Below are 7,825 nucleotides of genomic sequence, written 5' to 3' on the forward strand. Positions count from 1 at the left end.
TTGCGCTCCCCATCTTGATGATCTCGATCTCGTCTCTGGAAATGAGCACATAGAGTGTGCTGCGTCCGATCCCGAGATAGCGACAGGCTTCGGGTACGCGCATGGCGATCGGTTCGATGGCCTGGGGCCCGCATTGCTCGCGAAGATGCTCTGTCGTGCTTGCAGATGGCATAGCGGTCGATCCTTTCATCTGTCGGGTGATGACGGACCGACCTTGGGGAGCATGGAGGGGACAGGCCGGCCCGCCATCGGCACCGAGTATCGGCCGATTAGGGCACCCTGGGCCACATGACGTTCCTACGCTGCAGCTGCCGTTCTTTCGCCGCAGCGCAGAGGCCTGGGGCAAGCACTCCAGTCAAATGCACCGATGCTCATCTGGACGGCAAAGGACGTCCGGGCGAAAGCGGGTTTCCGAACGAAAACAGCACAGAACGCCAAGCGCCGTCGCCAATCTGTTTGATAAAAAAGAACTTTTCGAAAGGAGCGCCGCAGGAGCACTACGGGTGCCGTCGCATATTACTGAACGAAACCAACCACCTGCGCCCCGACCGACGGCGGCGCTTTTATCTCGCCCTCATTTTCTCGCTTCAAATCAGACGCTTACGGACGAATAATTACTCCGATTACGCCTGCAAGCGGAATGCATCGCGACTGCATCCGGCGCTGCCAGCGACCTGCCGTGATAGGGTCGCGGGTGTGCTTCTGATCTGCAACCAAGCGGCAAAATTTCTGGAGCGGCAGTGTCTAAGAGCGTCGCTGAATGATGCAACGCCATGGCAGCAAAACGACGCGGTCATCGCACACCAAGAGCCAGATATTCGCATTGCGAGCGCACACTGGATGTTCGACGATTGGTTGCAGCCACGCTCGTGGACGGCCTTTGTGTCAGCTTTTGGGTCAATAATCGTGACGCTTTAATGTCGTGAATTGGGTGTTAGCGGACGGTCTGCTTTCAGGAAGTTCTGGACTTGACCAGCCATCACCCTGAATTATATAGTTAGCATGATAACTAAAGGAATGTCATGATCCATCAGTTGAACATCATCGCACGGATCGCGCCGCATCCAACGCACTACAACAAGGCGCGCGAGGCCATCTGCGAGATCATCGAACAGACGCGCGCCGAACCCGGCTGCATGGAGTTTCGTCTCAGCGAAAATGCACAGGACGGAACACTGTATCTCTATGAGGAATGGCGAGACGAGGCGGCACTGGCATCGCACCACGATCAACCATACACCCGGGCCGTCTTTGAAGCCTACCGGGACTGGCTGGCAGAAGAGCCGCAAATCCTTCATCTCCGTCCGGTTCGGTAAGGCTGATGTTCTTTCTTAAAGAACTTCCCAGCCGACAAATGGTCGACGGTTATGCCGACCAATTCGCCGATGTCGATGTCGACAGAGTGCTCGACGCGCTTCGGTTGATGCGACGCGCGAGCCTGCTGATCCGCGAGCTGGAAGCATACTTCGCGCGCCATGACCTCTCGCAGCTTCGCTTTTTGATGATGATCCTTATCGACCGCGAACCCGAGCGAAACTGCCTCGCTGCAAGTGAAATTGCCGAAAGGCTGGACGTATCGCGGCCCGTCGTCACGCGCACCTTGCAGGGCTTGGAACGGGCTGGCCTGATCGCGATTTCGGAAAACTCAGAAGATGCTCGCTCCCGGAACGTGACCCTTACTCTCTCGGGGAAAGCCAAGCTCGACGAGGTTCTGCCGGGATACTTCGCCATCCTTCACCGTCCCGATCCAGCAGCCGACAAATGACATTCCGGATCGTTATATTGCGGACCATGCTCGTCTGGCTCGTCGTATGGCCGCTTGTGACCGGGATGCTCAAGCTGCTGAGGTTCATCGCGAGCGATATGGCGCTTGGATTTCAGACACTCATTCTGACGGCAATCCTTGTTCCCCTCATCAGTCTGCTGCTTGCTCCAGCGATGCATTCGCTGGCAACTCGCTTAATGAAGGAATGGTCATGACTGACAGGTTCGAAAGAGGCCTCGAGAATCTTCGCAGAATCGACGGTGAAGCCGGAGAGAAGGTGGTTGAAAGCTTAAAGGACATATCGCCGGATCTTGCCCGCTACACCATCGAATACCCGTTCGCCGATATCTACGCACGGCCCGGTCTTGGCCTCCGCGAACGAGAGATCGCGACGATCGCAGCCCTTACGGCGATGGGCACGGCACAGCCCCAGTTGAAGGTCCACATCCAAGCCGGACTCAATGTCGGTCTTACGAAGAGCGAGATCGAGGAAATTATCATCCAGATGAGCGTGTATGCCGGATTTCCAGCAGCGTTGAACGGGATGCAAGCCGCCAAGGAAGTCTACTCGAGCTCGGATGCCAGCGAATTCGATCAGGATGAGCCTAATTGACGGCAGCTTGCGGTAAGGAATTCTGCCCAGGCGAATGTCCGCAACGGGGTGGAAAGCTTCCGGTCCGCTTTCAGGAGGCTAAGCCGCGAAAGCCGCCGTCGAGGCAAGTAGCAAGCCCCGGCAGCTACGCGCCCTCATTCCGGAAATTGAAGATACAGATCCAGATTTCGAAAGCCGACATTCTCCAAGGGCAAGGCAGACTGTTCGCGTAAGGCTTTTGACAACACCAGATCAATGATCTAGCAGTTTGACTTCGGGCACTTATTCCGGCGCCCGGTAAGGCAATGCGCCCAAGTCCGGCTCGATGAGCTGTGTGCGAAGGACGCGTTGATGAATTCTCCCGCTAATTCAGGTTCCGTAGAACAAACTCCGATCCCGTTTTCCGATGGGGTGCGTGTCTGGGCGCGCATAGCCGCGTTGAGCTTTGGTGGGCCAGCCGGCCAGATCGCGGTGATGCACCGCATTCTAGTCGATGAAAAGCGCTGGATCGGCGAGAACCGGTTCCTGCATGCGCTCAATTACTGCATGCTCCTGCCCGGACCGGAAGCCATGCAGCTCGCCACCTATATTGGCTGGTTGCTCCACGGCGTTCGCGGTGGCCTCGTCGCAGGATGCCTGTTCGTCCTTCCCGGCTTCCTCAGCATTATGGCGCTTAGCGTGCTCTATGCCAGTTTTCAGGAGGCCAGCTTCGTCCAGGCGATTTTCTTCGGCATTAAGGCGGCGGTGCTCGCCATAGTCATCGAGGCCCTGCTGCGCATCGGGAAAAGGGCATTGAAAACTTGGCCCATGTATCTGATTGCCGCCGCAGCCTTCGTGGCGATATTCGCATTCGATGCACCTTTCCCGCTGATTATCGCGGCCGCCGCGCTGGTTGGTTTTCTTGGAGGGCATTTCGATCCTGCACGGTTTCTGGTCATTCGCGCCCGTGAAACGACCGAGGACGGGGAGAGCGAGCCGGAAGCCGTGCTTCATACAGGCGGTATGGCGAAAGCGCAGCCTACATGGCGCGGAGCAGTCCGCACGGCCTTGATCTGGGGCAGCATCTGGGCAGCTCCCATAATTGCGCTGATCCTTCTTGTTGGCCCAAATCACGTGTTCACGGAACTGGCGGTTTTCTTCTCCAAGCTCGCGGTCGTGACATTCGGGGGCGCGTATGCCGTGCTGGCCTATATGGCGCAGGAAGCCGTGCAGACGCATGGCTGGCTTGCCCCCGGTGAAATGCTCGATGGGTTGGGCATGGCGGAGACCACGCCGGGTCCACTGATCCAGGTCGTCCAATTCGTGGGGTTCATGGGGGGATATCGCGAAGCAGACATGTTAGGCCCGGTGGCTTCGGGCATCGCGGCTTCGGTCATCGTCACGTGGGTCACGTTCGTGCCGTGCTTCCTATGGATTTTCCTTGGTGCGCCATTTATCGAAAAACTGCGCGGCGTGAAGCTTCTGACAGCGGCGCTTTCGGCGGTGACGGCAGCAGTCGTCGGTGTGATCCTAAACCTTGCCATCTGGTTTGCGCTGCACGTTGCCTTCGCACGGCTTGACGAGGTTCGAGGTTACGGCGCACGTCTGCTCGTGCCGGACTTCGCCACGATCGACGTCGCCTCCGTCGTCATTGCCGCTGCGGCCCTGATCGCCATGCTGCGCTTCAAGATCGGGATGTTGCTCGTTCTCTTCGTGAGCGCACTCATTGGGTCGCTGTATTACCTCGCAATGATGGCTGGCACCTGAAATCACATCCAAGGAGAACTAAGATGAAGCAATTACCCAGAACATTGTTCGTCGGCGGCTTGGCTCTATCGCTATCAGCGATGTCGGCGGCTCTTCACGCGCAGGATAATCTCGGCAATCTCGAGGCACTGATTTTCGAGGCATCGCACTCGGAGGTCACCATGACCGACGATGGGGTCGCACGCATCGGTTGGACGCGCGCCGACGTGCCGGTGATGGTCGACGGCATGCGCCTCGATCCCCCGGCAGGTCTCGGCTCATGGGCTGCCTTCAAACCCGTCGATGGCGGAGTGATGGTCATGGGCGACACGGTCGTATTCGAGGATGAGATAACAGCCGCGATGGACGCTGCCCTCGCCAACGGGTTGACCGTCACCGCGCTGCACAATCATTTCATATTCGACGATCCGCCGGTCTATTTTATGCATATCGGCGGGCATGGGGAAACCGCCAAGATGGCAGCGGGTGTAAAAGCCGTCTGGGATGCCATCAAGGAAGTGCGCGCCGCCTCGCCGACGCCGCAGCGCAGTTTCGGTGGCATGACGCCGGATGCAAACGGCACGATCGAAGCCCTGGCGCTGAGCGAAATCTTGGGCACCGAGCCAAGCATCGCCGATGGTGTCGTGAAATACACCTTCGCTCGCCAAGGCCGCATGCACGGCGTTGAGATCGGTGGTTCGATGGGGCTTACGACCTGGGCGGCGTTCTCGGGCACCAACGACCTTGCCGCCGTGGATGGTGACTTCATCATGACCGAGGACGAAGTCCAGCCCGTGCTCCGCGCACTGCGCGAGCGGGATATCCATATCGTAGCATTGCATAACCACATGATCGGCGGTGAACCGATGTTTTACTTCCTCCACTACTGGGGAGTGGGTCCAGCAAAAGAGCTTGCAGCGGCGATTGCTGCTGCCCGTAACGCACAGGCCGAAACCGGATAGGCGCAACCATTCCGATAAAAATCAGTAAGGCAGCGATCGCTTGCACCTCATTGCGACAGGCATTGTCTTCGAAATGGCCGGGACGTGAGTTATGTCGTTAACTTTACGGGGTTGCCTTTGAATGCGATTTGGGTTGCGAACGGATTGTCCGTTTCCTTAGGAAAACGCCCGAAACCAGACTGTCTCGAAGCGGCCCCAAAATGGCTGAAGCGCATAAGCTGAGTCGACGGCAGATATCGGGAAGCAGGAGGCTGTCTCACATGGCCGCTTTGGCGTTGCAATCTGCTGGTCCGCTTCTGGCACAATCCACACTTGGTCTTAACGGCGAGAACTGGGGTGGTTTGCCGACAGGCTGCTTTTAGGATCTTGGGTTAAGGAAGCGGACGTTCACCCGATTGCGCAACTTCGGAATAGTTGCTGACTTCCGCGCATTATCTCGGTTCGGCGCAGTCGCTCAGCATCACCTATACGAGCATCGACGACGTATATTCGTGGGATTATCGCCTTGCATACTAAAAAAATTCTGAGTCTCGCGTTCGCCTTGGGCCTCGCATCCTGTGCGTCAGAAGAGGCGCCCGTTAACACCGCAGAAGAGCAATACCCATTCGACCGTCACGGCGCGTTGAGCGCCGCCGACGGAACGCCTGGCCAATCCGCTCTTGAGGGCGCAGAGGGCGTTCTCGGATATGAGCAAGGCTGCCTTTTTGTCGAACGGGACGGGGGGCGTTCCGGTCTGATACTGCCGGCGAATTCTTCCTTCGATGGCCGCGTATTGCGCTACAGGAACCTTGAGCTCAAACTGGGTCAGAGACTGACCTTCACTGGCGATCTTCTCGCGACACCCGATCGCGGGGAATACGGTTGCAAGTATGACGAGTTGCTGGAAGTCGCACCTTAGGGCGACTCCAATAAAGAGTGTTCCAAATCCGGTACTGAAAGGCAATTTTCTATGATCCGAAACCTAATTGTGGAAGGTCTACGAACGTCCTTTTTCGCGACATTCGACTTTCAGTGATCAAGGCAGGATAGCTGAGTTGGATCTTGGCCGGGGACATTTGCTAGATATTGTGCGAGGTCCCTGGGCCAAGAGAAACGAGGCCGAAGAAGTGTTCCGAAGCCGAGTAAATCGATGGATACAAAGCCCTCCGCTATTCAGATTTCAGCGATCCAGAGGGAAACACGGTAGGGCTACTGGACGGAAACTGATGCGCGTTGCCAAGATGTCGTAAACGGCGTCGGCAGCGGAAGGTCCGGATTTGGTGATCATTCCGCCGGGCGGAGATGGCAAGAACGGGGTGGAAACCGGTCAGCGGTCCGACACTTACACTAGCCCTCTCACGCCTCGGATCGGATCGACCTTAAGTGAACAAGGTAACGCCACATAAATATAGAAGAAAAAAACGACCCTATAATGAACAGGAAGATCGTGCCCGCCCGATCGCCAGCGAAGTATTGAAGTGCGAGCACTATTTGGATGCTGGGGAAAACAAAGGTGCCGAACAACTTCCAAAACGCAGCATGGGGCAACATCTGTTTCCAATAAGCTCGCTCTTTTCGAACGACCTCGTCGCGGATTGCCCATTGCTCGATCCAGCCATCAAACCTCGCAAGAAACCCCACTTTGACCCCCAACCGGCACCTCTAACGGGTGCACACTGGCGCAGTTTGCCGACGTCGGCAATGGCGTCGTAAGCGGAATGGCAGCTTTTAGGGCAGTGGGAGTGAAAAGCCGTCCTCCGGGCGGTCATTGGAAGTCGCTATGCCTTGTCGGAGCTCGCGAGCGCTTCGGCTTTGAGTTTCTCCAGCCGTTCCATACAAACTTCGTGCACGACGCGTCCAAGCTGCTCGACCTGCTCGCCAAGCCATTCGAGCTCTTCCTTCGTGATGCGGTAGTGCTTCGAGTAGCGTGCCTTCACATAGGCCTCTTTGAGTTTCTCGAACCGCGCGCGATCCCGCTTTAGCTCGCGCGGCCACACGTAGGTCAGGCGGGGATCGATGCGCTCGGCATGCGTGCGCAAGAAGCCGAGGTTGTGAACGTGGGGAGTGTAAAATGTGCAGACTAGCAGGACGCAGTGATAAAGCGTCTCAGTCGTTTGATGTAGATCGAAGGCAGCCTGCTTCGAGTACTCCTTGCCTATCAGGAATCGCGCGCTTTCGAAGCGCTTCATGGCGCTAGGATACCATTCCTCAAAATACTCCTGCGCCATGCCCAGCGCCTGTGTCGGCGTCTTGGGCTTGGGCGTGTGCAGCTCGGTGTCGTCGGACTGGTAGAGCGCTACACCCTCGGCCTTCACATCCATGAAGAAGTAGCGGCCGTGCGCCAGTCCATCGTTCACTTCCTGAAGCGTGTGGACGATGAAGTTGACCGGCGTCTTGAGTGTGCTGGTCACACCGTATTCGCGCATCAAGCGGTCGTCGAGCTTCGACCAGTATTTGACCCTGTCGGCCAGCCGTTTGTCGTTGACGATGATGAGCAGGTCGTAATCCGACTGATAGCCTTTGGCAGTGTGCGGCTCATCGACCCAGGTCCCGCGAGCATAGCTTCCGTAGAGAATGACTTTGAGTATCCGTCCGGCTTTCTTCCACTCGTGCTTGGCGAGCGCGAAGGCATCGTCAAACTCTTCAAAGATGAGCTGCACGACGCGTTCGATCTCGCGCTGCTTTTGAGGGGGAAGATGATCAAGGTCCGTCTTCATCGGTCAAACCCTAGCAAGCTGTTCGGCCGCTTGCACGTGCCGAGTGCAGCAGCGCGCGGCGACGGCGCCATCCATAGCGCTGAGG

9 protein-coding genes are annotated in these 7,825 nt (G+C 57.2%); 7 read left to right on the forward strand and 2 right to left on the reverse strand.

Translation table 11 applies throughout. The features are described from left to right. On the reverse strand, window positions 1–190 hold a 190-nt coding region (locus tag AC13F2_RS00105), incomplete at its 3' end, for an excisionase family DNA-binding protein (RefSeq protein WP_482970432.1). A gap of 832 nt (window positions 191–1,022) precedes the next feature. On the opposite strand from AC13F2_RS00105, the gene AC13F2_RS00110 reads away from it, so the two are divergent. The 7 genes from AC13F2_RS00110 to AC13F2_RS00140 all read left to right on the forward strand — a co-directional run bounded on the left by AC13F2_RS00110 (window position 1,023) and on the right by AC13F2_RS00140 (window position 5,942). Further along, the gene (locus AC13F2_RS00110) at window positions 1,023–1,316 is read left to right on the forward strand and encodes a putative quinol monooxygenase (RefSeq protein WP_062342971.1); all 294 of its coding nucleotides are present in this window, start codon (window positions 1,023–1,025) and stop codon (window positions 1,314–1,316) included. Between the two features lie 5 nt (window positions 1,317–1,321). Continuing rightward, window positions 1,322–1,765: a MarR family winged helix-turn-helix transcriptional regulator gene (locus tag AC13F2_RS00115; protein ID WP_062342972.1), complete on the forward strand. Its 444-nt coding sequence runs from the start codon at window positions 1,322–1,324 to the stop codon at window positions 1,763–1,765. Then, window positions 1,762–1,980: a putative antibiotic biosynthesis monooxygenase gene (locus AC13F2_RS00120; protein ID WP_063505802.1), complete on the forward strand. Its 219-nt coding sequence runs from the start codon at window positions 1,762–1,764 to the stop codon at window positions 1,978–1,980. Before AC13F2_RS00115 ends, AC13F2_RS00120 begins: the two co-directional genes overlap by 4 nt. Further along, window positions 1,977–2,378, forward strand: a complete 402-nt coding sequence (locus tag AC13F2_RS00125; protein ID WP_081096823.1) for a carboxymuconolactone decarboxylase family protein — start codon at window positions 1,977–1,979, stop codon at window positions 2,376–2,378. Before AC13F2_RS00120 ends, AC13F2_RS00125 begins: the two co-directional genes overlap by 4 nt. 330 nt (window positions 2,379–2,708) lie before the next feature. After that, the gene (chrA, locus tag AC13F2_RS00130; protein WP_041685277.1) at window positions 2,709–4,103 is read left to right on the forward strand and encodes a chromate efflux transporter; all 1,395 of its coding nucleotides are present in this window, start codon (window positions 2,709–2,711) and stop codon (window positions 4,101–4,103) included. 23 nt (window positions 4,104–4,126) lie between these two features. Next, the gene (locus AC13F2_RS00135) at window positions 4,127–5,044 is read left to right on the forward strand and encodes a DUF1259 domain-containing protein (RefSeq protein WP_224801820.1); all 918 of its coding nucleotides are present in this window, start codon (window positions 4,127–4,129) and stop codon (window positions 5,042–5,044) included. A 505-nt stretch (window positions 5,045–5,549) separates the two neighbouring features. Further along, window positions 5,550–5,942, forward strand: a complete 393-nt coding sequence (locus AC13F2_RS00140) for a hypothetical protein (RefSeq protein ID WP_158246659.1) — start codon at window positions 5,550–5,552, stop codon at window positions 5,940–5,942. An 859-nt stretch (window positions 5,943–6,801) separates the two neighbouring features. On the opposite strand, the gene AC13F2_RS00145 is transcribed toward AC13F2_RS00140, so the two are convergent. Then, window positions 6,802–7,740 carry a HEPN domain-containing protein gene (locus AC13F2_RS00145; RefSeq protein ID WP_482964184.1) on the reverse strand — a complete coding sequence of 313 codons (939 nt, stop codon included), beginning with the start codon at window positions 7,738–7,740 and terminating at the stop codon, window positions 6,802–6,804. Window positions 7,741–7,825: the final 85 nt, after the last annotated feature.

It is taken from the genome of Qipengyuania sp. L-5Y (genome assembly GCF_056859455.1).

Bases quoted from the DNA above. Each gene is read 5' to 3' on its own strand.
- AC13F2_RS00110 (WP_062342971.1), top strand. From the start codon at position 1,023: ATGATCCATCAGTTGAACATCATCGCACGGATCGCGCCGCATCCAACG.
- AC13F2_RS00115 (WP_062342972.1), top strand. From the start codon at position 1,322: ATGTTCTTTCTTAAAGAACTTCCCAGCCGACAAATGGTCGACGGTTAT.
- AC13F2_RS00120 (WP_063505802.1), top strand. From the start codon at position 1,762: ATGACATTCCGGATCGTTATATTGCGGACCATGCTCGTCTGGCTCGTC.
- AC13F2_RS00125 (WP_081096823.1), top strand. From the start codon at position 1,977: ATGACTGACAGGTTCGAAAGAGGCCTCGAGAATCTTCGCAGAATCGAC.
- chrA (WP_041685277.1), top strand. From the start codon at position 2,709: ATGAATTCTCCCGCTAATTCAGGTTCCGTAGAACAAACTCCGATCCCG.
- AC13F2_RS00135 (WP_224801820.1), top strand. From the start codon at position 4,127: ATGAAGCAATTACCCAGAACATTGTTCGTCGGCGGCTTGGCTCTATCG.
- AC13F2_RS00145 (WP_482964184.1), bottom strand. From the start codon at position 7,740: ATGAAGACGGACCTTGATCATCTTCCCCCTCAAAAGCAGCGCGAGATC.